Raw genomic sequence first — 26554 nt, 5'->3', positions numbered from 1 at the left:
TCTCTGTTGATATATTAATAATAGACACGGAGACACAGAGATTTATAATATTTGGGCTATTAGGCGATCGCTCTCATGATTTACGACCAGTCTGAGTTTGATTTACGCTGTGAATGGGGTTCACAAGGCGTTGCTCAACTTGCTCCTATCAGTGATGTGGTTGTGATAGTTGATGTTCTTTCTTTTTCTACCTGTGTAGAAGTCGCTACTAACAACGACGCAATCATTTTTCCCTACGCCAGTAAAGATGAATCAGTTATAGATTATGCCAAGTCAATACAGGCAGAATTGGCAAGTCATAGACAACGTTGGACAACAAGTGGTTATTCTCTATCTCCCAAATCCCTACTGGAGATTCCGGCTGGAACTCGGTTAGTTTTACCTTCGCCTAATGGTTCTTTTCTCACATTAAAAACTGAAGTTACACCAGCATTAGCTGGCTGTTTACGAAATTGTGAAGCAGTGGCGAAGTTTGCTCAAACCTACGGGAAGAAGATTGCAGTGATTCCAGCTGGAGAAAGGTGGAGCGAAGACGGTAGCCTACGTCCTGCATTAGAGGATTTGCTTGGTGCTGGAGCGATTCTTAGTCATTTAGCTGGCAGTTTATCACCGGAAGCTTATATCGCGGTAACAGCATTCAAGACTCTGCAACGGGATTTACTCGGCTACTTGAAGCAATGCAGTTCGGGTAAAGAGTTGATTGCAAGAGGGTTTGATCTGGATGTGGAAATAGCCGCCATATACAATGTTAGTGATTGTGTGCCTTTGTTTACTGATAATACTTACGTTAAAAGAATATGAGAGGAATGAGCAAGACTACTAACCCCTAACTCAGTACTCATTACTCCCTATTGCCCACTCCTAGATTTTTATGTTCCAATCTCCATTAGAGAGCAAAGGCAAATGAGAACATTTTGGGAGATTTCGTTAAAAAAAGTAACAAAAATTAGATGTTGTCTCAGGAGAGAAAGAGTATGTACTTATTGATCTACAGGGATCGAGACTAAAAATCTACATACTTCTTAATAATTCAACAGTGCAAACGCAAAACGTTCTAATCTAAAAACTGACTGGGTTAATTTTACTGGCAATTTTGTAAGCAGTAATCACAACGCATGAAAAGACCTATGTGTCAAGCCTCAAGCAACCCAGACTTAACACATAAATTATTATGATGGGAGTTTTACAAATCAATGAGTGTTAAGGCAAGTGGTGGAAGCTCAGTTGCGCGCCCGCAACTATATCAAACCTTGGCTGTAGCAACCATTTCCCAAGCAGAGCAACAAGACCGCTTTTTGGGCAATGGGGAACTAAAAGAACTAGCAACTTATTTTGCATCTGGTGCAAAGCGGTTAGAAATTGCCCAGACCCTCACAGACAATTCTGAGATTATCGTATCCCGCGCAGCTAACCGGATTTTTGTCGGTGGTTCGCCAATGGCTTTTTTAGAAAAGCCCAGGGAACAAGAACTAGCAATGGCTGGTGCTGCTGTTGGTGGTGGTGAAAATGTTGCAGAAGGAATGAAATTAGGGACTGTAACCTACGTGGAAACGCGTGGTGGTTTCTTAGAAAATTTGCGTTCCATATTCAACACATCTCCTAGTGGCCCAACCCCAGCAGGATTTAGACCAATTAACGTTGCGCGTTACGGCCCCAGCAACATGGCCAAGAGCTTACGGGATTTATCCTGGTTCTTGCGCTATGCTACTTACGCGATCGTCGCTGGCGACCCCAATATCATTGCTGTGAATACGCGTGGTTTGCGGGAAATTATTGAAAATGCCTGTTCTGGGGAAGCGACTTTAGTAGCTTTGCAAGAAATTAGATCAGCATCGCTGTCTTACTTTCGTAAAGATCCTGAAGCCACAGATATTGTGACTCAGTACATGGATGTGTTGTTGACAGAGTTCAAAGCCGCAACACCTTCTACTAAAGTCCGTCAACGGCCCTCTGGCGACCAACAAGGTTTACAACTACCTCAAATTTACTTCAACGCATCCGAAAAAAGACCCAAGTTTGTCATGAAGACTGGGTTATCAACTAGCGAAAAAAATGAGGTCATCAAAGCAGCTTATCGGCAAATCTTTGAGCGCGATATTACCCGTGCTTACAGCTTGTCAATCTCTGACTTAGAATCCAAAGTGAAAAACGGCGACATCTCTATGAAAGAGTTTGTCCGTCGCTTGACCAAATCTCCCCTTTACCAAAAACAGTTTTACCAACCTTTTATTAACAGCCGCGTTATTGAACTAGCTTTCCGTCACATATTGGGACGGGGGCCAAGTAGCCGTGAAGAAGTACAAAAATACTTCTCGATTATTTCTAACGGCGGTCTATCAGCATTAGTGGATGCTTTGGTAGATTCTCAAGAGTACAGCGACTACTTTGGGGAAGAGACAGTACCTTACCTGCGTGGTCTGGGTCAAGAAGCGCAAGAATGTCGCAACTGGGGGCCACAACAAGACCTGTTTAATTACAGTGCGCCTTTCCGCAAAGTACCTCAATTTATCACAACATTTGCGGCTTACGAACAGCCACTACCTGACCAGCATCCTTACGGTTCTGGTAACGACCCCTTGGAAATTCAGTTTGGGGCGATTTTCCCGAAAGAAACTCGCAACCCCAGCACCAGTCCTGCACCTTTTGGTAAGGATACAAGACGGATCTTGATTCACCAAGGACCTGGGATTAATAACCAACTGAGCAACCCTGGTGCTAGAGGTGTCGCTCCTGGTACTCTGGGCGCGAAGGTGTTCAAGTTAGATCAATTGCCTGGCACAATTGGTAAAAAGGCTGCTAAAGGTGCAAGCGTTAAGTTCTCTGAAAGCTCTACTCAAGCAGTAATTAGAGCTACTTACCTGCAAGTGTTTGGACGCGACCTTTACGAAGGTCAAAGGTTGAAAGTACAAGAAATTAAGCTGGAAAACGGCGAAATTTCTCTACGGGAGTTTGTCCGTGCTTTGGCGAAGTCGGATATATTCCGCAAAATGTACTGGACATCGCTTTATGTTTGTAAAGCCATTGAGTACATTCATAGACGCTTGTTAGGTCGTCCTACCTACGGTCGTCAAGAAATTAACAAATACTTTGATATCGCCTCGAAAAAAGGCTTTTATGCTGTAGTTGATGCCATTCTAGACAGCGTAGAGTATAGCGAAGCCTTTGGAGAAGATACAGTTCCTTACGAACGCTATCTAACTCCTGCTGGTGTATCACAAAGACAATTGCGTGTCGGTAGCATTCGTGAAGATGTCGGAGCAAAAGTTGAAAAACAAGCAACACCACGCTTCGTAGAACTGGCTACAGTTACCGAAAAACGTCCAGAAGCAGAAGTAGACCTCCGCATCAACCAAGGTGTCACCAAGCAACGGGAACAAACTAAGGTCTTCAAACTAGTAGCAAATACTGTTGATAAAGTCGCAGTCAAAATTTTGATTAATGCGGCTTACCGCCAGATTTTCGAGCGTGATATTGCACCTTACATTGTTAAAAACGAATTTACAGTTTTAGAAAGCAAGTTGGGTAACGGCGAAATCAGCGTTAAAGAATTTATTGAAGGTTTGGGTTACTCTAACCTCTACTTGAAGGAATTCTACACACCCTACCCCAACACCAAAGTGATTGAGTTGGGAACTAAGCACTTCCTAGGACGCGCACCGCTTGATCAGGCAGAAATCCGCAAGTATAACCAGATTTTGGCTACCCAAGGGATTCGCGCCTTTATTGCGGCGTTAATGAATAGCCAGGAGTATAGTGAGGTGTTTGGTGAAGATACCGTACCTTATCGTCGCTTCCCCACCCTACCAGCTGCGAACTTCCCCAATACCCAAAGACTGTACAACCAACTCACCAAGCAAAACGATGATGTGGTTGTACCTAGCTTTAAGACTGTAAAATCGCGCATTGACTCTGATAAGACACCAATTTTAGCAAAGGCGATCGCAGATTTAGCGGCTGAAGCTAAACCCTCCTTTGTGGAATTGAGTCGTTCTTCCAACGATGGCGGCGGACAATCTCTAGAAGTGGCTCGCCAACCCATTCGCATTCACCGTCTCACCGATGCTACAACCCAAGCACCAGTAGTCATCAACGCTATTTACGCTCAGGTAATGGATGTATATAGCAGCGAAGTTCCTGAGTATTTACGTCGTTCTGACCTGGAAAGTAAACTCAGCAACGGTGAAATTTCCGTGCGCGAGTTTGTGCAAGAACTAGCTAGTTCTGATATCTATTGTCAACGTTTCTGTACGCCTTATCCTTCTGCTAAGGTCGTGGAACTTCTGTTCCGCCACCTGTTGGGACGTGCGCCAGCTAGCCAAGACGAAATTAGCCAATATAACAACCTATTGGCTGATAGTGGTGTGCGTGCTGCTGTCGCAGCGATTGTGAATAGCGCAGAATATAGCGGCTACTTTGGTGAAGATGTAGTTCCATACTCACGAGTCTCAGCATAACTAGCTCGGTAGTGTGCAAGTTCGCTAACTTCTCAGGGACTGAGTCCTAGGGATTGGGGACTGGGGAAATTTTTCCCCAGTCCCCAATCCTAATACCCAGCCCCTAATCTTGTATTGGCTTGTAATAACTGTGGCGATCGCGGCAAATCTGAAAATAAATATTACAAACTGTTAAGAGTAGCAATAAATGCTCAACAGAATGCCGGAGAATATTTTGCGTAAGGTAGTTGAGTTTTCAAGCTTGTGTAGTTGTATTAACTCAAGCAACCTCGTAATCTAAAGACAGAAGCAGTTACTCATTTAACTGCTGTGTCTGTAGGATGAGAGTAAAATCTCAGCCCGACCAACTTTAAAGTCGCACCAGTTTAATCAAATTCTGGTTTTATTTCGTACTGGAGGAATCCATTAATGAGTATCGTCACGAAGTCCATCGTGAATGCTGACGCAGAAGCCCGCTACCTCAGCCCTGGCGAACTAAGTCGGATCAAGAGCTTCGTTGCTGGTGGCGCACAACGCCTCCGCATCGCTCAAGTATTGACCGAAAACCGCGAGCGTATCGTTAAGCAAGCTGGCGACCAACTTTTCCAAAAGCGTCCTGATGTTGTTTCCCCTGGTGGTAACGCTTACGGTCAAGAAATGACAGCTACCTGTCTGCGTGACCTAGACTATTACCTCCGCCTCGTTACCTACGGAATCGTTGCTGGTGACGTTACCCCCATCGAAGAAATCGGTATCGTTGGTGTACGTGAAATGTACAAATCCCTCGGTACACCCATCGATGCAGTTGCTGGTGGTGTTGCCGCTATGAAGAGCGTAGCTGCTGGCTTGTTGTCTGCTGAAGACGCTGGCGAAGCTGGTGCTTACTTTGACTACGTTGTTGGTGCAATGCAGTAGTTGGAAACCGTTTCCAAAGCACAAAACTGAAATCTATTGCAATAAGGTTGGAAATAAGGAAATAACAACATGCAAGACGCAATTACCTCTGTAATTAACTCCTCTGACGTTCAAGGTAAGTACCTTGACACCTCAGCTTTAGAAAAACTCAAAGGCTACTTCGCTACTGGCGAACTGCGTGTACGTGCTGCTACCACCATCAGCGCAAACGCAGCTGCAATTGTTAAAGAAGCTGTAGCTAAATCTTTGTTGTACTCTGATATCACCCGTCCCGGTGGTAATATGTACACCACCCGTCGCTACGCTGCTTGTATCCGCGACTTAGATTACTACCTACGCTACGCTACCTACGCTATGCTAGCTGGCGATCCTTCCATCTTGGATGAGCGCGTACTCAACGGTTTGAAAGAAACCTACAACTCCTTGGGTGTACCCGTTGGAGCTACCGTTCAAGCTATCCAATCAATTAAAGAAGTGACGGCTAGCTTGGTTGGTCCTGACGCTGGCAAAGAAATGGGCGTTTACTTCGACTACATCTCCTCTGGCTTGAGCTAAGAGTTAGATTGCACTTAAGTCATTAAGTGCGCTTATATTAAGGTCTGGAAATCAACCATGAGTGCTAGAACATCTAGAGGCTTATCTAACTAACATATGAGTTATGAGTGTTAGCTGTCTAGTATTGATGTTTGATTTCCAGCCTTTGAAAGATTAATTAGAAATCTGGGTAAAATTCATAATCCCATTTTTGAAATAAAAAAGTTTTCATACTCACCACAGGAGAATCAAGATATGGCTCGCTTATTTAAAATTACAGCTTGCGTTCCCAGCCAAACTCGGATTCGTACCCAACGCGAACTACAAAACACCTACTTTACTAAGCTTGTTCCTTACGAAAACTGGTTCTCTGAACAGCAACGCATTCAAAAAATGGGTGGCAAAATCGTTAAAGTGGAACTCGCCACTGGTAAGCAAGGTTCTAATGCGGGTTTGCTGTAATTGCTATAGTTTTAAAATTTATTATAAGAAGAAGTTGTCAAAGAGGTCTAATTAGACCTCTTTATTTTTCTTGCTGATAAAATTTTACAAGTTAAAAGTCGAACATCTTTACAAGGCGATATCCCCTAGTATAAAGAGGGACAGGAGATCCAACATTGCGCTTCGCTTTCGCCTGCTCAACAGTTTCATCAAAGACGATGAGAGTGTCGTGACCAACCTTTAGCCAATCTTGATAAGGCACACTCATATCTTCTTCTACACCCCCAACATTGGGTGCAACCATCGCCCGATAAGCTTCATTAAATTTTCTGCGGAAGCGAAAATCAACGGAAATCCTCAAACCTGCGGATTTTCTTCTCACTGTCTGGTGCAATCCACGAGCATCATTGAAATACATAGTACCGTGCTGTAGTTCTGCTTCCTGGTAAGAAACAACCATCGGAATATCTCGCCCTTCATCAAAGTCCGACATCACGCGCATCGCCTGTAGTTCCATTTCCCGTGGCATTTCACCTGCTTCAATGGTGATATTCTCAATGTCGCCAAATAGCGGTAAAACAACTACAGTAGCATCTGCTGGAACACCTGCCCACACGTCGCTATGGCACTTAGAACTAGTAAAGGGCAAACGCAGTTTCTCCGCATCAGTCTGTCCATAAACCATGCGTAGATTTACTGGTAAATCTACTGCATCAATCAGGTCATTTCCTCCTAGAGTGTAAAAAGCCTCAGCTACACTCTTTTGAAACAAGTTAAAAGCTAGAGTGTGTTCTTTCTTGGGCATTAACAGACCAGTACCCATATAGTTGGGCAGATTGTTTCTAGCGTCTAATAGCCTTTGCAGCATTTCCGCTTCAGAAAGAATGATGGGACTATTTAGACAAGCTGAAATATAAGCTGCGGCAGCAAATTGAATTTGTTGGAATAATTCAAGCGGCAATGTGTGTTCAAACAGCAGTCGGTAATCTCGCCTTGTCGCCATTTTATCAGCCAGTTCATCGAAGAGGCGATCGCCCAACTCGGAAAATGCGATCGCCCGTTCATATTCTGACTGAGCTTGTAGCAATGATTCAGTTAATAGTCCTTGCATCATTTATTTTTATCAAACTATTTCAATAACTTGTATTCTTACTGCTATTTCGTTTTTCAAACGAATCCTCTCATTAAAAACTACCAAAATTCTTCATTATTTAACTTCGTAAAATATACTGTTTTTAGATTGCCATAATCTTGATAGAAAAAGAAAAGACTGCACCAGATTTTAAATTATAGATAAAGAGCAAAGTTTAATATTTTCTATTTAGAAATAGAAAATATTATATGAAGCCAACAATATAATTAAAGAGATAAAAATTCATAAAGTTAAATTTAAATTAGATTAGGTTTTTAAAGAAAATAATAAGCAAGGCATTGCTGCCAATACTTTTCAATATTTAAACCTTGAAAATATCCATATTCTGGGTTTTCTAAAAATCAAGTAATCAAAAATCAGCAATATCAACATTAAAAATAAAATTAGACCATGATAAAACATAAATACCCTGAAATTAAGCACCCAGTGTTGTGTAAATAGCTAAAATAAAAATGTTCAAAAATGAAAATCCTAAATAATGAAATATCCACGAGAGAGTTATACAATAACACCGCCTCTCATTGGATTAGAGAACAACCTATTTCTCTCTCAGACTTCACAGCACGCCCTTTTGTATTAGAGCTTTGCGAACCAATTAATCAAATGCAGGTACTAGACCTTGGCTGCGGTGAAGGTTACTGCACTAGAGAATTATCTCGGCGTGGCGCTGCACAAGTCTATGGAATAGACATTTCTCAAGGGATGATTGAAGCAGCACGCCTGCAAGAAATACAAAATCCTCTAGGTATTAACTACGAAATCGGTTGTTCTACCAACCTTAAGCAGTTTGGTAACGGTGAAATGGACTTAGTTGTTGCTGTTTTCCTATTTAATTATTTGACTATTGCTCAAACCCAGGAATGTATGGCAGAAGTTGCACGCATTCTTCGTCCTGGTGGTCGGTTCATATTTAGCGTTCCTCATCCATCCTTTCCCTATATGCGGGAAGCCACATATCCTTTCTATTTTCAAGTTGATGGTAATGGCTACTTCAGCAAGCGAGATCAGCAATTTCCCGGACGTATTTGGAAACGAGATGGTTCTTGGTTAAATGTGCAATTGATTCATAAAACTCTTGAGGATTACTTTAATTCCCTTAACGTTGCAGGCTTCAATACCATGCCAGTCATCAAGGAATTACGTGTTACCCCAGAGCATATTGCATTAGATGAATCATTTTTTAGCCCTTTACTTGACCTACCCCTACATCTAGCAATACAAGTATCAAAATAAAGCATTATGTCATCTTTAGTAAAAAACTCTTTCCGTGAAATTACGGTTAATCATTCGCTATGGAACCATGAATTCTTAATTCGCTGTCGTACTAGTAATTTGTGCCTCCAAGACGTGCAGATACTAGCTGTTCAAATGTACAAATTTTCTAAGGAATTTAATCGCATTCTGGCCAGTATCTTATCTTGTTGCCAAGATGAAGCCGCTCAGTTGGTTATCCTAGAAAACTTATTTGACGAAATGGGACAAGGAGATGTAAATCAGTCTCACCCAGAATTATTTCGTCGATTTACCCGCGCACTAGGAATTGATGACAAAACTCTAGCTGCACTACCAACTGCACCGGAAACTTTGGCTTTAATAGAAACTTACTTGAGAATCCCACATCAGTATGGCTACTTAGCTGCATTAGGTGCAGTCTGTTATGCTTCCGAAGGGATTGTTAGTTCTCTGTACACGCAACTATATACGGGAATTGTAGGATCTGCTCCTTTCCCGAAAGAATCGCTCATTTTTTTTGAAGTCCATATTGATGTAGATGATAGTCATGCGGCAAAACTAGCAGCAGTCATTGAGCCTCATATCGTTGCCATGAGTGAGGAGGATATTAAAGTTAAGCTAGCTATTGTAGAAGCAATGGATGCTCGTGTTCAATTTTTCAATGGAATTCAGCGTCAAATCTCTAAATACTCTCAATATAGTTTCTTTCCTGACTCATTACTTCTTCTTAATTCATAACTATAGATGAATAGAAAGGGTGTAAACACTGATGCCGAGATAGCAACTTGTAGCATTAAAATTTAGTCAGCCCTGATGAACTTATTAGCACATTACCAAGTATCAAAAAGGGGCATTGAGGCTCAAGGCTCGTAATTTTTGTTTAACACAAGCTTACTGCCCACTACTTTAATAGCACTTATTAGTCTTTCAGGGGGCATACTCTAACCATTGCGTATATACGCATACAATTGGGTAAACGTTAAATCAAGTCAAGCTTTAATGGAAAACAACTAGTTTAGTTCAACAAATTTTGTGGGTAATGACAACAGCACTAAGTATTAGCTAAATACAGCTTTTAGAGGGGGCTTCTATGTATGGATTAGTGAACAAGGCAATTCAAGATATGGTGTGTAGTCACTTCGGTGAAAAGATATGGAAAGAAATTAAGCAGAAAGCTGAGGTAGATGTAGACGTTTTCATTAGCATGGAAGGCTACCCCGATGACCTTACCCACAAGCTAGTAAAAGCTGCTAGTGTTGTTCTCAATTTATCTCCATCAGAGATTATGCAAGCTTTTGGAGAATTTTGGGTGAAATACACATCTGAGGAAGGCTATGGGGAAATGATGGATATGAGTGGGGATACACTACCTGAGTTTTTAGAAAATCTGGATAATCTTCATGCTCGTGTGGGTGTTAGTTTTCCTAAATTGCAACCCCCATCATTTGAGTGTAGTGATATGGAAGAAACTACTTTAAATCTACACTATCGATCTGACAGAGAAGGACTAGCTCCTATGATTCTTGGTTTAGTTAAGGGATTAGGAACGCGGTTTGATACAGAAGTAGATATTACCCAAACTCAGAGTCGAGATGATGGTGCTGAACATGATGAATTTTTAGTGAAATATAAACCAAACTGAGCAATATATGAATGGCTACTCCTTACTTAAGTCTCTCACCAGAACTTTTTGCTCAAGCTTTTCCATTCCACTTTGTTTTTAACCAGAAGCGAGAAATTTTACAGGCTGGTGATGTTCTAGAACGCATCAGTTCTGAACCACTGATTGGTAGTCAGATTGAGCAACATTTCCGGATTAATCGTCCTAATATTCCAGTTGATTTCGATAATATTCACAAAAAATCCCGTTCTCTTTTCATTTTGGAGTTTATTCAGAATGGAATGCTCCTGAAGGGACAAATAATGTATCATAACGAACACGATGTCATATTCTTTCTAGGTTCTCCTTGGATTACTGATACAGCCAGTCTTCCTCCTCTTGGCATTAAACTAAAAGATTTTGCAATTCACGATCCAATTGCTGATTTTCTATTTCTATTACAAGCCAAGAATACTTCTCTAGCTGATACTGAAAAGTTAACAGCAGAACTTACTCAGCAACGCGCACAGTTACGGAGTGCGCTGCAAATTAAGGATAATTTAACTCAAATTGCTCAAAGACAAGCTAAGGAATTACAAAAATCTCTAAAAGAGCTAAAGCAAACTCAAGCCCAATTAATTCAAGCCGAAAAAATGTCTAGTTTAGGGCAGTTAGTCGCTGGTGTAGCGCACGAAATTAATAATCCAGTTAACTTTATCTACGGGAACTTAAAGTATATTAGGGAATATATCAATGATCTGATGCAGCTTGTAAATTTTTATCAGAAGTTCCATAACAATCCTGATCCAGAAATTCAAGATTATATTAGATTAATTGATTTAGATTTCCTACTTGATGATTTACCAAAAATATTAAACTCTATGGAGGTAGGAACTGAACGTATCACGGAGATTGTCTTATCTCTCAGAAATTTTTCTCGTCTTGATGAGGCAGATATCAAAAAGGTTGATATTCACCAAGGAATTGATAGTACCTTATTAATTTTGCAAAATAGGTTCAAGGAAAAAGCTGATCATCCCAGGATAGAAATAGTCAAAAATTACGGTATTTTACCTTTAATAGAGTGCTATCCTGGGCAGCTAAATCAAGTTTTCATGAATATTATCAGTAATGCAATTGATGCCTTAGATGTTTGCTACAGTGAACGTTCTATTATAGAAAGATGTGCTAGTCACAGTCAAATTACAATTACGACAGAAATCTTAGAAACAAATTGTGTGGCCATTAGAATTGCTGATAATGGTTCAGGAATCACAGAAGCAATTAAGGAACGACTGTTTGATCCGTTTTTCACAACGAAGCCTGTAGGTAAAGGTACAGGATTAGGCTTGTCAATCAGTTATCAGATTGTTGTTGAAAAGCACAAGGGAAAACTAAGATGCTCATCAGAAATTGGTAAAGGGACAGAGTTCTGTATTGAAATTCCCTTATTTATAAGTAGCTATGTCGTTCACGAAGATAAATCGCTGATTTTTGTGGGATAAATATCTTAATTAACCTGAGTTTGGGATAAGATGAAACCTTGATTGTACCGTTGCTTGATTCTGCGATATGTCAATGTGTTTGCGTTGTTTCAGTTAACCAACGCGGAATAAATTTTCTTAACCAGAACTGACATTAATTATCAAGTTTAATATAGGCAGCTAATAGTCATTTTCTTAAAAGTAGGTTAAAAAATTATTCTACACTCATATTGAGACTACTGTTTAAGAGATTACTTGTCCCTAATATGAATAGACTATTGATAATTACAGAAAGATATACACCAGACCTTGGAGGCTTGGCTAGTAGTGCCACACGACTGGTTGGAATACTGTGTCAACTAGGTATAGAAGTTGATGTTATTACCTGGAGTCGTTACTTACAACCGGGTGAAGTTTTGCCACCAGAATCTTTAGAGATTAAGCCTCGTGTTTATCGCATAGGGTTATATCGGCATTGGGATATGACTATGCCTCATACATTAAATTTCCTAGAATGGTTACATCAAACGCGTAATTATGATGCTGTATGGGGGCATTATCTTTTTCCTAGTGGTTTTATAGCCACTTGGTTTGCCAGACTTCAGGGACTAGTCAGCACTGTTAGTGCGCGGGGTAATGATATTGACAGACAAATGTTTCCACCTGGAGATTTTGCTCGTTTGCAGTGGACGCTGGAAAATGCCAATGTAATCACGGCTGTAAGTGCTGATATGGCGCGGAAGATTCAGCTATTGAGTGGGCGTGATGATGTGTTGGTGTTGAAAAATACTGTTGATACAGAAATATTTTCTCCCTGGAATGAGAGTTCACAGAACCCCACAACCACAAAGGAAGAGGTGTTTACAGGGAACGGTAATCTTCGGAATAGTTTGGGAATTACCCCTAATGAAGTCGTACTGGGGTTTTGTGGGGAATTGAGGGAAAAGAAAGGGCAGCAGTTTTTATTGAATGCCTTAACTACCGTTCGCAAACAACGTCCGGCTTGTCTACTAATTATTGGTGAAATTAGAGATGCTCAAGAATCTGTACTGCAATTGTATGCAAGTCATCAGCCAGAAAATGCTCAACGAGTGATTGTCACTGGACATTTATCTAATCCGGAAACAGTAGCTGCCTATCTGCGGTTGTGTGATGTTTATCTTCAGCCTTCACTGTGGGAAGGAATGCCCAATGCGTTGTTAGAGGCTATGGCTTGCGGTTGTTGCTGTATTGCTAGTGATGCGGGTGGGATTCCAGAAATTATCTCGCATGGGGAAAACGGATTTTTACTGTCTCGTTCTCAGTTGCACAAGTTGGGCGAGGCTGTGCTGGAATGTTTAGCAATGCCATTAGAGGAAAAAAATAGAGTTCAGCAAGCAGCACGCGATCGCATTTTAACTACACATTCTATCACTCAAGAAAAACAGCAACTTCAAACGGTGATTGACCGCTTAATGCCTAATTCTTGATAGGCTTTCACTAAAGCATCACCAGCCTGTTGCCATGTATAGTAATTTTCAATTCGCTGACGGGCGTTGACTGCTAGTTGTGTGGCTAATTCTTTCTCATGATGTAACCGTAACGCCGCATCTTTAATCGCCTTGGCTGAACCTGGCTTGACTAATAAAAAATGAACCCCATCTTCTCCTAATTCCTGTACTACTGGCAAATCACTGGCAATTACAGGCGTTCCCGTTGCCATTCCCTCTAGAATCTTCAGAGGACAACAACCTTGGACTAAATTGCGATCGTTGGCTGTGAGAGGAGATAAAATCATATCTGAGGCATGAATTTTTGTCACCAAATCTTTTTGTGACATTGGTTCTAGGATAGTTAATTTATCCGCTATACCTAACTTTAATGCTAGTTGTGTTAAAGCTTTAATTTGATATTCTCTGGCTTGTCCAATTACGGTTAAATAAGCAGGAAAATCTCGATTTATTAGCCCTAACGCCTCAATAGCTAAACTCACACCTTGCCAGGGAGAAAGTGTCCCAAAATATAACATCTGCAAGGGTAAATCATTTGCATTCTCAGTTAAACGATAAGTAAATACCTCTAAATCTACACCATTAGGAATTACTCGGATTTTATCTGCTGGGATGTTCCTCTGTTGTTGTAAGTATTTAGCGGTGACTGCGCTAGGGGTGACGATTAAATCTGCGACTGAGAAGCAAATTTGCTCTTGAGAATACAACTTATGTAAAAGTTCTTGATCATCAACAATAGCAGGATAGCGATATTTTAGCTCTATAGAAGGTAATCCATTCACTTCAAATATCAACTTGTCGCAATATAGATTTTTGTTAATTGCAATAACCAAACCTTCATAAATTGACCGAATATGAATAGTATCAAATTGCTTTCCTTGCAACCATACTCTTAATATACGACGAAAGTACAAAATTCGCTGAATTAAATTCTCACCCAAAGCTGGCAACATTGTTTGCATAACTTGTGCATGAATTTGTACAGAATCAATCAAATCTGTTGTCGGAGAAACCGTTAATAAATGTATATGACTGAAAGCTGCTGCTAAGGCCACAGAAAAAGCCTCAATATGGATAGCAGCCCCCTTTGGTGCGGGTACAGTATCAAAGGAAATGTAAGCTATTTTTGACTTATTCATAAATGTTTAATTTCGTTGACACTATTTTTTTTGTTTGATATACTAGCGGCGATTTGTATTAGTTTTGTCTAAATATATTTAAACAAAACTTAGTATTCAAAAAAATTAATAAAACTATATAAAAGCCAAAAACATAGCTAAAAAATTGAGTTGAGGGAATTTAGATAATATGCCTATTGAATTACAAAAATTTCGTAAGCAGCTAATTTATCAAGAAACAGCACCAATTAGTGTTATTAAAACTGATTTAGATGATTTGGCAGCACTTGATCAACTCGCAGAATTGAAACAAAATAAATATGGCAAAAAAGCACTTTATTATTTTTTAGGGGTATTAAGTTTCAGTATATTGATGATAATGTTATCTACATTAAGTCCAGGAATAGGATTCCTTAGTGTAGTTATTATTTTGCTACTTTTGGGCTGTGTTGGGTTAATGGGCGGCTGGATTTATGCCTTGGTTATGATGTTTAAATTCAAAAAGTTAAATATTAGTAATAATCGATATGATGTAAGTAAAAAAATTTTAGAAATGCTGGCTAGGGACGTGAATGAAACAGCTTTAATTTCTATAAAGTTAGATTTTAATAAAGGCGAAATTAAGGAGAATAAAACAGGTACGATACCACACCCATACAAATCGGGATGGAAAATAGATATTTACCAAAATGAATGGTTGAAAATCCAAGGAAGTTTTTTAGATAATAGTCAATTTTTATTAACTACTACTGAGCTATTGAAAAAACAATATGGCTGGAAACGTGGTAGTAGTGGCAAGAGTAAGTATAAATCAAAAACTAAGTCTATTGGTTTAGAAGCAAGTTTAAGTTTAACCTATCCTTTGCGTCGGTATGGGGCAGTTAAAATTTTGAAAAATGATGTGATTAATGCAGTAAAGCTACCCCCATCATCAACTTTAAAAAGACTAAGAGTTACAGATAAAGTTATGTATCTTGGGGTCAGAATTGAACCACAGTTTGCAGAAAGTCAAGATAAAGTTTATCAAACAATTGCATCAATGTTTTTGAGCATTTATCAGGTACTTAATTTAGCTAAAACACTTTCTAAATAAAAGATATGCAAAAAATATTCTTAAATTTTTTAATTTCTGGTTTGTTACTAACATCTATTTTTAGTTGTAGTAGTAATCAAGCTAATCAAGCAACACATAGCGCACTTAGCACAAATAATCAACCGACAGAAACAACTGTACTTAAAATTAATGATCGCACAGATAAAATCAAGTTTAAAACTGAAGGAGGTTCAGATTTATTTTCTCTCAAACAACTTCCAGATGGTGCAAAATTAGTTAATGCTAATGAACAAGAAATAGCCAGAATCAAAACAGATGAAGCTGGGAAAATTAAAATTAAAAATATTCAGGATAAAGTTTTGGGATATGTATTAACATCTCATGGGTACTGGACAATAGAGAACCCAGAAAAGCAATCTGTATATATTCTTAAACGCAACAGTGATAGCAATTATCAATTAGAGGATGTTAACAAGAAAAAAATTTATCAAATTAAAACCAATAAAACTGGATTAGACATTTCCACGCCAGATCAAAAATTAGTTTATCAAGTAAGAATTAAAGAGGGCAAAATATCATTAAGAAATACCTCTGGAAATACAGTTTTTTCAACTAAATCAAATATATCTCCCTTAGCATTTACTTGCTTTGGATTAGATGCACTCACCCGTGAACAACAAGCGGCTTTAGCTTATGCTGTGAATTTAACAGGAGGTTGATAGGCTTTGCAAATTAAATTAACTTGGGTAGATCCCAATACAGGCGATCGCCGCGAACCATTATTACAGATACCAGTGGCAATTGGTAAAGAATTTGCAGCCATGCCACAAGAAGTTGATGAGCAAAGAGTTTCTAGAGCCACAATTCAAGATGATCTAGTTGCAGGTTATCATGCCTTGATTAATTGGCAAAATCAAGAATTAGTTATTATTGACCAGAATACCAGCAATGGGATGCAAATTAATGGTTTACCGTTAACAACGGGTAGCCTCACAGATGGCGATCGCATCCAAATCGGCAACTGTGAAATTATGATCAATTTTATAGCTACAACTGGCGCAGTGTGCGATCGCATGATCGGCTTCCTATTCAAACGTCGCTGTGGACGTACTGACACCATTGATTGTGCTTACTGTAACCAATCTTACGAAGAAGACTACGCCTATTACTCTAATTATGGAAACTATCGGTCTAGCTCTTGGGGTAGTGACTATTACTCTAACCGCGATCGCTATTCCTATGACCCGGAAACTGGTAACGTAGACTTTACAGAAGCTGACGCTATGAGTTTAGAAAGCGAACGAGATAGTGATTTTGAAAGCAATATGGGAGCAAGTTAATTCAAAATCCGACAACAAGAGTATTTGAAGTATTGAATATTGACTAAAACTTGGTTAATTTACGCCCTTGGTGGCGGTTGGGGACATATAACTCGTGCTTTGTCTTTGGGGAGAATTGCAGCTAACCAAAGAAAAGTGAAGATTATGACAAATAGTCCTTATGCAAAACAGATCAGTGATGAAGGGTGCTTATTACATTGGATTCCTGATAGTGCTGATTTTGCTGCAACTTGTCTGCAAGTACGAGAAATTTTATTAAATACTGAATATGATTGCTTAATTGTTGATACCTTTCCCAGAGGGTTGGGGGGTGAGTTGGCTAATATATTACCGCAATTACAGGCTATACCCCGAATTTTAATTCATCGAGATATCAACCCTCGTTATGTGCAAGTTAAAGATTTGCGATCATTTGTAACTAATAATTTCGATGCCGTGATTGTACCAGGGGAAGGAACAGATTTACCTTTGTCCGACTTACCTCGTGTTATACATACCGCACCGTGGTTAATTCGCAATGCGGAGGAATTACTGGCTCAAAAAATTGTGCGATCGCGTATTCTCAAAGTTGATAATGATCGTCAAATTATCCTAGTATGTGCAGCTGGGCAAGCCTCAGAGTTACCTTTATTTAGTCAACTTACCCGACGACTACATGAGGCTTTTCCTGAATCTGCTGTGAGAATTTTATCGCCTCATTGCCCTGAAGATGAACTCAAGACTTTATGGGTATCTCACCATCCAGGGATAGAATGTTTAGCCGTAGCTGATGTAGTTGTAGGTGGTGCGGGGTACAACACTGTTTACGAATGTGTATCTGTGGGTGTACCTTTGGTAGCATTAGCACTACCAAGACTGTACGATCGCCAACTCAAAAGAGCTAGCAAAATTAACCAGGTGCAAAATATACCAGATGCACTCTTTACTGTGAAAAAAATCCTAGATACAGTAAACAACAGTCAATCCATACCAAGTTACACCAATGGCGCGATCGCAGCAGTGCATCACATAATGAATTTTGAGTTATAAGTTATAAGTGTAATTCCTCACCTTTAATATTCTTTCTGCTTGATTACTCATTCAACCCGAAGAACCCCACCCCGCCAAAGCTACGCTTAGTCTCCCCTCCCTGCCTGCGGGAAGGGGATTAAGGGGTGGGGTAAGATGACTGTGGTAATCATCTAATTCCTAACTTTTACCTGTACTGCATCGTGAATCTACGCAGCCTAATTCCAATTTTTGATGATTCCGTCTCCAGCTGGGCATTAGAAGCGCGGTTGTTACGCTGGTTAACATTTACTTGGCTATTTATCGGCTTGATTATCCTGTTTTCAGCCTCCTATGTAGTAGCTGATGTTCGTCAAGGCGATGGCTTATTTTACTTTAAACGACAAATTATTTGGGTTTTCGCAGCCCTGATTGGATTCAACATCATTGTGAATCAACCCTTGCAGAAAATTCTCGGCGTATCCCATTGGTTACTAGGAATATTTTTAGCCTTAATTTTTGTAACCCTCATTCCAGGATTTGGTAAAAAAGCCTTTGATGCAGCCCGTTGGATAGCCATTGGGCCGATTCCCATACAACCATCAGAATTAATTAAACCCTTTTTAGTCCTGCAAAGTGCGCGATTATTCGGTCAATGGGAAAGACTAACTTGGCGGGTGCGTTTAACTTGGCTGGGTATTTTTGGCTTAGTAATTTTAGGAATCCTCGCCCAGCCTAACTTAAGTACAGCCTCACTTTGCGGTATGACTATCTGGATGATTGCTCTAGCAGGTGGCTTACCTTACAAATATTTAGGAGGAACAGCAATAGGAGGATTTTCGTTAGGGTTACTCAGTATCAGTATTAAAGAATATCAACGCAAGCGGGTGATGTCATTCCTGAATCCGTGGGCGGATGCAACAGGAGATGGCTATCAGTTAGTACAGAGTCTCTTAGCCGTAGGTTCTGGCAAAACTTGGGGTTTAGGGTTTGGGATGTCCCAACAAAAGCGGTTTCATTTACCAATTCAAGACACAGATTTTATTTTTGCTATATTTTCGGAAGAGTTTGGCTTTGTTGGCAGTATTTTACTGTTGCTTATGTTAGCTGCATTTGCCACCCTAGGGTTAATTGTGGCACTGAAGGCGAAAAACCCTATATACCGATTGGTAGCAATTGGTATCACCACTATCATGGTAGGACAATCACTGCTCCATATTGCTGTGACAACAGGTGCATTACCAACAACAGGCTTACCCCTACCGATGTTTAGCTATGGTGGTAATTCTATGATTGCTAGCTTGATAGGTTCAGCCTTGCTAATTCGGGTAGCCAGGGAAAGTAGCGAAGCCGAGGTAGTACCTTTAAGAAGACCCCAACTTGAAAAGAAGCGTCAACGCCGGCGGATGTTTTAACAGTGAGATCAGCGCGATGGCGTAACCGCCCGCCGGAGGCGATCGCACTTCCTATGTATGATAGCCTGTACCTTAAAACCATTGACCATGTGTGGAGATCGAGTTTTATATAATAATCAACAAGGCGATCGCACTTTGGTTCTCAGATAGCGAGTTTCAAATTCTGGTACTGCAAACCCACTTGTACCTCCTGCTATTATTTCTTGGCAAACTTCAAAAGGAACTAATACTTGAGCGTACAGCGATCGCAATACCTCTAAATCACCAAGTGCCGCTACTATACTGATTAAGGGAGCAGTATTAATAACTATTTTCTCAGTTTTAGGCATTCTCTAAATCAGTCAGCAGTTCATCTTCTGTTAAATCAATCATCGATACACCATAATGATGTAAATTGAGTAAAAAAGAAACTCTATCAGTGCCTACTAATTCAGCCGCCATACCTGAAGATAGACGTTTCATTTCAAAGAGTTTTACCGCCATTGCCCATTTCGCTTCTTGTTCAAACTGTTCTCGTGTCTTTTGTAAGGCATCAGGAAGTGTTGCTGGGTAGTCTATTTTCAGCTGTAATGACATAGGCTTATCACTAGTTTATTGGAAATACTCATTGTTCATACCGAATCAATATCTGTCGTAGCACCTAATGATTGGTTCGGTGCGTTACTTCGTTAACGCACTCTATTGGACTGACACAGCTAAAATGTTACATTAAAATTCTCTTGTAGTGTAGGACAGACAGACCGCACAGGAGGGGCTAGAAGCCCATCCCAAAAGTGAAAGGGGGCGAATTGCGTTGGCGTTAGCCTTCCGCTTGCGGTATTGCGAATTGATTTAATCTCCGCCCAACCCCCAACTGTGGCACAATAAAGAACTGTAATAAGAAAAATATTGTTAAGGTAATTTAGTGACTCCAACTGCTCAATCCACGGCAAGTGTGCGTCGCGTGGTATTTCCATTTACGGCAATTGTAGGCCAGGAAGAAATGAAACTGGCTCTGCTGTTGAACGTGATTGATCCCAAAATCGGTGGTGTAATGATTATGGGCGATCGCGGCACAGGTAAAACCACAACTATCCGTGCGCTGGCTGACCTCCTACCAGAAATCCCCGTCGTTGTCAATGATCCTTTCAATAGTGACCCCAGCGACCCCGACCTGATGAGCGATGAAGTCCGCCAAAGGACAGGCCAAGGAGTCGAAATTCCTATAGAACTGAAAAAAGTTCAAATGGTAGACTTACCCCTAGGAGCTACAGAAGACCGGGTTTGCGGTACTATTGACATCGAAAAAGCTTTATCTGAAGGTGTCAAAGCCTTTGAACCAGGACTGCTAGCTAAAGCTAACCGGGGTATTCTATACGTGGATGAGGTCAACTTGCTAGATGACCACCTAGTAGACGTACTCCTTGACTCTGCTGCTAGTGGCTGGAACACCGTAGAACGGGAAGGTATTTCTATTCGTCACCCAGCAAGATTTGTCTTGGTAGGTTCTGGTAATCCAGAAGAAGGTGAACTACGTCCCCAACTACTTGACCGCTTCGGAATGCACGCCGAAATTCACACCGTCAAAGAACCAGCTTTGCGGGTGCAAATCGTAGAACAAAGGTCAGAATTTGACCAAAATCCCCCAGTATTTCTAGAGCATCATCAAACTGAGCAAGAAGCACTGCAACAAAAAATCGTCAACGCTCAAAAGCTATTACCAGAAGTCAAACTTGACTATGACTCAAGGGTGAAAATTTCTGAAGTTTGTTCAGAATTAGATGTAGACGGCTTGCGGGGTGATATCGTTACTAACCGAGCCGCCAAAGCCTTAGCAGCTTTTGAAGGTCGCACAGAAGTTACAATTGATGATATTCACCGCGTCATTACCTTATGTCTGCGTCACCGTCTGCGGAAAGACCCCCTAGAATCAATTGATTCCGGCTACAAAGTTGAAAAAGCTTTTGCGCGTGTCTTTGGTGTAGAACTACCAGATGATACTACGCAAAAAAATGGTACAGGTCAAATGAAGACAGGTGTCCGGTAATCATTCTCAGTGAACAGTGAACAGTGAACAGTGAGTGATAACTGATTTAACATTCCTGACTCAGTTACAAAAAGCTGTAGTAATTACTGTTCACTCACAACTCACAACCGGCTAAACGCCGCGCTACCGCTAACAGCACTCATAACTGTTTATGAGATTTTGTCAATTTTGGTTAAACAGCTTCATTTTAGCTAGTCAATACAACCCGCCTCGGTTTGTAGAGTTAGTAATGTTGATGCTAGCGATCGCTATGTTAAGCGTTGCGATCATTGTACCAGCCGAACCCTATTTAGTCTTGGGCTTAAGTTTCGTAGTAGGTGCGGCTATTTCTATATTAGTGCGAGAAGCGATCGCGCCTTCACCTCAAACCAGACTCACCCAACTCACCGCAATATTATTACTCCTCATCAGTTTCTACGGTTTTGCCGACTTAATCAACACTCTTTAATGATAACTGTTGACTGTTGACTGTTGACTGTTAACCCCACCCTTCCATTTCCACTAATTCCATACACAAATCATTAATTTGCTCTAAATCTGGTTGATGCGGTAAAGTTGATGTTGCATAGACAGATTCCATTTGAGCAACTAAATCATCTGCCATTTGCATCACCTGTTCATAAGAATATTCACCTTTGAGAATAGCTTTTAAGTCCTCAACATCACCTGCTATTCTCCTATCTACAATCACTTTTCCTGTTTGCAATATTTCTAACCCACTGCGTAGCAATCTAATGCAGTGCATCCCGTGTTTGAGGTCAAAACCTGACCTTCTTTCCATTTCCGCCCTAGCCGGATTTCTATTTTCTTGCCATGATACATAAGCCTTCCATTCTCTTAAAGCTATTTGATAATTTTGACTTTTTTGTAATAAGCGAATAAAATCTTTCCGACTATTGGTTAATTTCTGGGTGTAATCTAAAACTTCATCAGGCAAAGCGTACTGTTTTAGCACACCTTTAAAATCAATATCAGCCGTGAGTAATTTATATAATTCTTCAGCTTCTTCTAAAAATTCTATTCTGCCCCTAATTAAGATATAAAGATACTCTAAAAAAGCATTTAATTCATCTTTAATTAAAGGCTCTTCATTTTCTATGCCAAAATCAGATGGTAGTGGTTTCTTTTGCGGCGGATGTAATAACCACTTACGATGAGTTTCCATCTTTTTGATTTGAGCAAAAGCATAGCCAGAATAAGTATGTTTAACTTTTTTGCTCAAGAATAATTTTTTATGCTTAATGAGATGCTGTCCAACAGATGTTAACACAGGATAGTTAGGCAACCACAGCAATTCTAAAACATTAGGATTAGCCCCTGCTAATAAATGAAGGACTTTCTTTAATTCATAGATAACGGTGTCTTTATTACCATCAATAAAAGGAAAAATACCGGGTTCATCCCAACCAGCATCTTTTTGTTCTATGCGGTCAAACCCCAAATAATATCTTTTAGGTGCAATAAACACACCTCGAAAATCCCAATCAGACTCAGGACGATTTAACCCATAGCCGTGACTACCGGCTAAACCAATGAAGATAGTTCTTTTTTCAATTTCAATTCTTTTCATATGATCGATGTATGGCGATTTAAAATTATTAGCTAGAGAAAAATAGTCCAGGAAATTTTAAAACCACTTACTTTTATACTCTGCAAGATACGTATGTCGTATACTTTTACACCCTTTATGACGTGTAAAAGTATACAATAAATTTTGGCTCTCCCATACTTAGGTCGATAAATTAACACTAAAAAATGGCTAAAACAATTGACATAACAAGGTTTGTCTAAAATAGAATCAAAGATTTAATAAAGATTCACTTTGTTCCTCTTGAATCCCTGAGGATGTAAGGATTTAGCTACTTATCAAGTATTGATTTGTTATAACTAGTCTAGGAGAGCCTGAATTTTTATGAGTATTCCATAATTCGACCTTGACTATGTGAGTTGAGTAAACAAAAAGGTTTCATAGCTATTCCGTCAAAACAGAAAAATTTCTCCGATATCAGGAAATTTCTGTGATGTTGGAAAATTGCCAAGCTATGAAGAAAAATGGTTTTATGACTGGCAATCGCCACAACTTAAATGAGCTACAGTTAAGTACGAAATAGAATCTTGAATTATTCTAATAATAGCTCAGATATGGAAACAGAGAATCTTAAAAAGTTATTATATTCTGTTATAATGTTTAACTCAGTCGTTTAAGGGAATATTTTAATAATTTTTATGGAGGGATTAAAACTCAAATTTGCTGATTTATTTGCTGGTATTGGAGGTTTTAGATTAGCTTTTGAAAAAGCTGACTATGATTGTGTATTCTCCTGTGAGATTAACGAGGCTTGTCAACAGGTTTACTTGAATAATTTTGGAGACATACCTGCAAATGATATCAGAAAAATTGACAGATGTAATCTACCTTACTTTGATGTTTTAACAGCAGGATTTCCTTGTCAACCTTTTAGTATTTGCGGCAGAAGAAAAGGGTTTTATGACACTAGAGGTACTCTATTTTTCCATATTTGCGAAATTATTGAATATATTAATCCGCCTGTAGTTATTCTCGAAAATGTTAAGCATATATTACATCACGATAAAGGTAGAACATTAGAAGTAATCTTATATTCTTTAGAAGATATAGGTTATGTAGTTAATTACGAAATACTTAACTCTAAGGATTTTGGCTTGCCACAAAATAGAGAAAGAGTAGTATTTGTTGCTACGAAAAATAAAAAATTTGATTTTGGACTGCTCAAAAAAACTTATCCGTTCCCTAATCTAAAAGAATTTTTGTGTACTTCAGGAGAATTTGAATACTTAAATCCTCAAGAATACACAATGATAGATAATCCGAAGCAACAAGAATCAGGTTTAATTTTTGTAGGATATCGTAATAAAAATATTTGGAAAACAGGTATTCGGCCAAACACAGAACATTTGTCCAGAGTTCATCATCAACCAAATAGAATCTATTCTATAGAAGGGGTGCATCCAACAATACCATCTCAAGAGACTTCAGGGAGATTTTTTATTTACATACCAGAAGAAAATGCAGTTAGGAAATTAACCATTAGAGAATGTTATAGAATTATGGGTTTTCCTGATAGTTTCAAAACCCATAGTAATTTAGCAGAGTGTTATAAGCAAATAGGCAATTCAGTTTCTATCCCAGTGATGTATGAACTTGCTAATCAAATTAAGAAACAAGTTTTTTACCATCAAGAGATAATGAGTGACATGATCAATATTACACAAAGTTGTCATGTTAAGCAATCTATTCAATTAGAAATTCCTTTTAAGTAGATTAATGATTGATTAATCAAGTGGATATCAAGTCAGCTTTTTCATGAGGGATGAAAATAGTCGTAGATTGTTTGCGCCAACTTCGTTCCAATACCTGGAACTTCCGCAATTTGTGTGGGTGTGGCTTGTCGGAGATAGTCAACAGAACGAAAATGTCCTAATAGCAGCTTTTGACGATGGTGTCCCAAACCGGGAATTTCATCTAAACGCGATCGCTTTAATTTATCACTCCGTTGCTGACGATGGAAACTCACAGCAAAACGATGCGCTTCGTCTCGCAGTCGTCGCAACAGTTGTACCCCTGGTTGTTCAAGATCAGTAGCTAAAGGTGTTGATTCTCCCGGTAAAAAAATTTCTTCTCGCTTCTTGGCTAAACTCACAACTCGCAAGTCTTCTAATAAATTCATCTCCTGCAAAACAGCAACCACTGAAGATAGTTGTCCTTTACCGCCGTCTATCATCACTAAATCAGGCCAATCAAGGTTATCTACTCTTGGTAGTTGTGGATCTTCAGCATACTTGCGAAACCGTCGTTGAATCACTTCTGCTAAACTAGCGAAATCATCTGAATGTCCTATGGTGACTGTGGGATTTTTAATTTTGTAGTGGCGATAGTATTGTTTGGCGGGTATCCCATCGATGAACACCACTTGGGAGGCGACAGCATTCGACCCTTGAATGTGGGAGATATCGTAACCTTCGATGCGGTGGGGTAAGTCGGGTAAATCGAGAATCGCTGCTAAATCTTGCATCCCTTGGTGATTGCGATCGCCTAATTTTTGCATCCGTTGCAATTCATATTGGGCATTACGTTCCACCATCTCAATTAATTCTGCCTTAGTTTGACGCTGGGGAGTTAAAATTGTGACTTTTCTTCCCTTGCGTTGCGTCAAGACTTCCGCCAACATTTCCCCATCTGGTAATTCATGCTGTACCAAAATCTCTGCGGGAATTTCCACCGAGTCAGCAGTTTGGTAATGTTCCTCTAATACCCGTTGTAAAATTGCGCCTGGTTCAGCTTGAGATTCAGCCACAAAAGCTAAACGTCCCACCAATTGACCGGCGCGAATCTGAAATAATTGAATACAGGCGTGTTGTGCGTCGGCTGCCAGAGCGATCGCATCCCGTGAAATAGTATCATCGGGTAAGGAAACCTTCTGTTGTGCATTCAGAGACTTTAAGCCGGCTATTTGATCACGAATTCTCCCAGCTGACTCAAAGTTAAGCGATTCGGCCGCTGTTTGCATTTGTTCAGTCAAAATATCGATCAGTTCTTGCGTCCGTCCTTGAAATACCATCGCTACTTTCTGCACAGTTTTGCGATATTCTTCTGGCGAAATCAGCTTTTGACACACACCTGGACAGCGACCAATATCATAATTTAAGCAAGGACGGTCTTTAAACAGTGGTTGCGGTCGTTGTCTTAAGGCAAATATCCGCTTAGATAGGTGCAGTATGCCTCTTAATAGACCTGAATCAGTATAAGGCCCGTAATACTTATCTTTTTCTTTGCCTAGTTGACGTTTGCGAGTGATGAAAATGCGGGGATAGTCTTCTGACCAAGTGATACAGACGTAGGGATATTTTTTATCATCTTTCAGCAGCACATTAAAGTATGGTTGATGCTGCTTGATTAAGTTTGCTTCCAACGCCAAGGCTTCCGCTTCAGTATCAGTGACGATAAATTCAATTTCCGTCACCTGCTTCACCATTGTGGCGATACGTTCAGTTTTGTTGTAACCCTCGCGGAAATAAGAACGGACACGCGATCGCAATTTACGCGATTTACCTATATATATAATGCGATCGTTGCCGTCGCGCATAAAATAAACCCCCGGTTCTGGGGGAATTTCTGCCAGACGCACTTCCAGGCGTTCCGGGTCTTTAACCAGTGATAGGATATCAGCAGATGTTGTCACAATCTTAACTTAGGTAATTTTACAAATTTACCTATTCTTATTCTAGGAAAAATCACTGGTTTTTGTGTAAGAATTCAAAATCTACAATCTAATAAATTTTGAGCGTTAAAAG

The 26554-nt window shown here is 39.8% G+C and carries 23 protein-coding genes and 1 pseudogene; 18 read left to right on the top strand and 6 right to left on the bottom strand.

Annotated features, from left to right (window positions below; all coding sequences use genetic code 11):
• The first annotated feature begins 75 nt into the window (after positions 1 to 75).
• From VB693_RS22885 to VB693_RS22865, 5 genes and pseudogenes are all read left to right on the top strand, one after another.
• Positions 76 to 801: a 2-phosphosulfolactate phosphatase gene (locus tag VB693_RS22885; RefSeq protein ID WP_323268269.1), complete on the top strand. Its 726-nt coding sequence runs from the start codon at positions 76 to 78 to the stop codon at positions 799 to 801.
• Positions 802 to 1193: 392 nt separating this feature from the next.
• Positions 1194 to 4442 (top strand): annotated as a pseudogene (locus VB693_RS22880) (phycobilisome rod-core linker polypeptide); the annotation flags it as partial.
• Between the two features lie 420 nt (positions 4443 to 4862).
• On the top strand, positions 4863 to 5348 hold the full coding sequence (gene apcA / locus VB693_RS22875) for an allophycocyanin subunit alpha (RefSeq protein ID WP_237989690.1): 486 nt from the start codon (positions 4863 to 4865) through the stop codon (positions 5346 to 5348).
• A gap of 69 nt (positions 5349 to 5417) precedes the next feature.
• Positions 5418 to 5903 carry an allophycocyanin subunit beta gene (gene apcB / locus VB693_RS22870; protein WP_190702122.1) on the top strand — a complete coding sequence of 162 codons (486 nt, stop codon included), beginning with the start codon at positions 5418 to 5420 and terminating at the stop codon, positions 5901 to 5903.
• A 234-nt stretch (positions 5904 to 6137) separates the two neighbouring features.
• A complete protein-coding gene (locus VB693_RS22865) occupies positions 6138 to 6344 on the top strand; it encodes a phycobilisome linker polypeptide (protein WP_190702125.1) in 207 nt (68 codons plus the stop codon).
• Positions 6345 to 6435: 91 nt separating this feature from the next.
• Here the strand turns inward: VB693_RS22865 and VB693_RS22860 are convergent, their stop codons facing one another.
• Complete coding sequence (locus VB693_RS22860) at positions 6436 to 7437, bottom strand: hypothetical protein (protein ID WP_323268267.1); 1002 nt, start codon at positions 7435 to 7437, stop codon at positions 6436 to 6438.
• 501 nt (positions 7438 to 7938) lie between these two features.
• Between VB693_RS22860 and VB693_RS22855 the strand changes: the two genes are divergently transcribed.
• From VB693_RS22855 to VB693_RS22835, 5 genes are all read left to right on the top strand, one after another.
• Positions 7939 to 8709, top strand: coding sequence for a class I SAM-dependent methyltransferase (locus VB693_RS22855; RefSeq protein WP_323268266.1), 771 nt, complete (start codon positions 7939 to 7941; stop codon positions 8707 to 8709).
• A gap of 6 nt (positions 8710 to 8715) precedes the next feature.
• On the top strand, positions 8716 to 9447 hold the full coding sequence (locus tag VB693_RS22850) for an iron-containing redox enzyme family protein (RefSeq protein WP_323268265.1): 732 nt from the start codon (positions 8716 to 8718) through the stop codon (positions 9445 to 9447).
• A gap of 352 nt (positions 9448 to 9799) precedes the next feature.
• Entirely contained in the window at positions 9800 to 10351 is a 552-nt protein-coding gene (locus tag VB693_RS22845) for a heme NO-binding domain-containing protein (RefSeq protein ID WP_323268264.1), read from the top strand.
• Between the two features lie 11 nt (positions 10352 to 10362).
• Positions 10363 to 11814 (top strand): sensor histidine kinase, encoded by a 1452-nt coding sequence (locus VB693_RS22840; protein ID WP_323268262.1) that lies wholly within the window; start codon positions 10363 to 10365, stop codon positions 11812 to 11814.
• Positions 11815 to 12059: 245 nt separating this feature from the next.
• Positions 12060 to 13262 carry a glycosyltransferase family 4 protein gene (locus VB693_RS22835; protein ID WP_323268261.1) on the top strand — a complete coding sequence of 401 codons (1203 nt, stop codon included), beginning with the start codon at positions 12060 to 12062 and terminating at the stop codon, positions 13260 to 13262.
• Here the strand turns inward: VB693_RS22835 and VB693_RS22830 are convergent.
• Positions 13226 to 14422, bottom strand: coding sequence for a glycosyltransferase family 4 protein (locus VB693_RS22830; RefSeq protein ID WP_323268260.1), 1197 nt, complete (start codon positions 14420 to 14422; stop codon positions 13226 to 13228). The genes VB693_RS22835 and VB693_RS22830 overlap by 37 nt on opposite strands.
• Positions 14423 to 14591: 169 nt before the next feature.
• Between VB693_RS22830 and VB693_RS22825 the strand changes: the two genes are divergently transcribed.
• The 5 genes from VB693_RS22825 to VB693_RS22805 all read left to right on the top strand — a co-directional run bounded on the left by VB693_RS22825 (position 14592) and on the right by VB693_RS22805 (position 19197).
• Positions 14592 to 15494 carry a hypothetical protein gene (locus VB693_RS22825; protein ID WP_323268259.1) on the top strand — a complete coding sequence of 301 codons (903 nt, stop codon included), beginning with the start codon at positions 14592 to 14594 and terminating at the stop codon, positions 15492 to 15494.
• A 5-nt stretch (positions 15495 to 15499) separates the two neighbouring features.
• A complete protein-coding gene (locus tag VB693_RS22820; protein ID WP_323268258.1) occupies positions 15500 to 16174 on the top strand; it encodes a hypothetical protein in 675 nt (224 codons plus the stop codon).
• Between the two features lie 6 nt (positions 16175 to 16180).
• Positions 16181 to 16795, top strand: coding sequence for an FHA domain-containing protein (locus tag VB693_RS22815; protein WP_323268257.1), 615 nt, complete (start codon positions 16181 to 16183; stop codon positions 16793 to 16795).
• A gap of 39 nt (positions 16796 to 16834) precedes the next feature.
• Positions 16835 to 17824, top strand: coding sequence for a UDP-N-acetylglucosamine--LPS N-acetylglucosamine transferase (locus tag VB693_RS22810; RefSeq protein ID WP_323268256.1), 990 nt, complete (start codon positions 16835 to 16837; stop codon positions 17822 to 17824).
• Positions 17825 to 18006: 182 nt separating this feature from the next.
• Complete coding sequence (locus VB693_RS22805) at positions 18007 to 19197, top strand: FtsW/RodA/SpoVE family cell cycle protein (RefSeq protein WP_323268255.1); 1191 nt, start codon at positions 18007 to 18009, stop codon at positions 19195 to 19197.
• A 116-nt stretch (positions 19198 to 19313) separates the two neighbouring features.
• On the opposite strand, the gene VB693_RS22800 is transcribed toward VB693_RS22805, so the two are convergent.
• Together VB693_RS22800 and VB693_RS22795 are read right to left on the bottom strand one after the other, a co-directional pair.
• Positions 19314 to 19526 carry a hypothetical protein gene (locus VB693_RS22800; RefSeq protein ID WP_323268254.1) on the bottom strand — a complete coding sequence of 71 codons (213 nt, stop codon included), beginning with the start codon at positions 19524 to 19526 and terminating at the stop codon, positions 19314 to 19316.
• Entirely contained in the window at positions 19519 to 19773 is a 255-nt protein-coding gene (locus VB693_RS22795; protein ID WP_323268253.1) for a UPF0175 family protein, read from the bottom strand. The genes VB693_RS22800 and VB693_RS22795 overlap by 8 nt, the downstream gene beginning before the upstream one ends.
• 328 nt (positions 19774 to 20101) lie before the next feature.
• Here VB693_RS22795 and bchI point away from each other — a divergent pair, with 328 nt between their 5' ends.
• Positions 20102 to 21223, top strand: coding sequence for a magnesium chelatase ATPase subunit I (bchI, locus tag VB693_RS22790; RefSeq protein WP_323268252.1), 1122 nt, complete (start codon positions 20102 to 20104; stop codon positions 21221 to 21223).
• A 151-nt stretch (positions 21224 to 21374) separates the two neighbouring features.
• A complete protein-coding gene (locus VB693_RS22785; protein WP_190702167.1) occupies positions 21375 to 21671 on the top strand; it encodes a hypothetical protein in 297 nt (98 codons plus the stop codon).
• Positions 21672 to 21701: 30 nt separating this feature from the next.
• On the opposite strand, the gene VB693_RS22780 is transcribed toward VB693_RS22785, so the two are convergent.
• Positions 21702 to 22793, bottom strand: coding sequence for a DNA polymerase beta superfamily protein (locus tag VB693_RS22780; protein WP_323268251.1), 1092 nt, complete (start codon positions 22791 to 22793; stop codon positions 21702 to 21704).
• A gap of 656 nt (positions 22794 to 23449) precedes the next feature.
• Here VB693_RS22780 and VB693_RS22775 point away from each other — a divergent pair.
• The gene (locus VB693_RS22775) at positions 23450 to 24523 is read left to right on the top strand and encodes a DNA cytosine methyltransferase (RefSeq protein WP_323268250.1); all 1074 of its coding nucleotides are present in this window, start codon (positions 23450 to 23452) and stop codon (positions 24521 to 24523) included.
• A 41-nt stretch (positions 24524 to 24564) separates the two neighbouring features.
• Here VB693_RS22775 and uvrC read toward each other — a convergent pair whose 3' ends face one another.
• A complete protein-coding gene (gene uvrC, locus VB693_RS22770; protein WP_323268249.1) occupies positions 24565 to 26442 on the bottom strand; it encodes an excinuclease ABC subunit UvrC in 1878 nt (625 codons plus the stop codon).
• Between the last annotated feature and the right edge of the window lie 112 nt (positions 26443 to 26554).

The sequence above is a fragment of the Anabaena sp. UHCC 0399 genome (assembly GCF_034931465.1).
In the GTDB taxonomy this organism is placed as follows: Bacteria; Cyanobacteriota; Cyanobacteriia; order Cyanobacteriales; family Nostocaceae; genus Trichormus; species Trichormus minutissimus.
This window is presented reverse-complemented; position numbering and strand designations above follow the sequence as displayed.